This is a genomic window from Streptomyces pseudogriseolus (genome assembly GCA_002154585.1).
Classification (GTDB): Bacteria; Actinomycetota; Actinomycetes; order Streptomycetales; family Streptomycetaceae; genus Streptomyces; species Streptomyces pseudogriseolus.
In genome coordinates this window covers 359-659 of record MUNG01000659.1, presented here as the reverse complement: position 1 = coordinate 659, position 301 = coordinate 359, and the positions used below count along the sequence as shown (strand labels likewise).

Sequence of the window (301 nt, the reverse complement as noted above, 5' to 3'; positions counted from 1 at the left end):
GGTGAACCGGGGGTCGCCGTGGCGGAGGGTGCCGTACCGGCCGGCGGCAGGGACGGGACCGGTGCGGCCACCGGACCGCCGCGGTCGTTGTCGCGGGCGGCCGTCCCGCCGTCCCCACCGTCCCCGAACGGCATCAACGACACCGCGAGGGCGAGCAGCGAGACAAGGACGGCCGCGGCCATGGGCCCGTGCCGGACGACCCGCGTCGTGCGGCCCCGACCGGCGGCCGGTTCGTCGGTGTCCGGGTCCGCGCCGTGCGGGTGCCCGGCGCCCAGCCGCACCTCGGCGGCGCGGCGGCGGC

General features: G+C 80.7%; 1 pseudogene. It reads right to left on the bottom strand.

Annotated elements, in window-relative coordinates:
• Positions 1-301 (bottom strand): annotated as a pseudogene (locus CCN29_RS36675) (cellulose-binding protein); the annotation flags it as partial.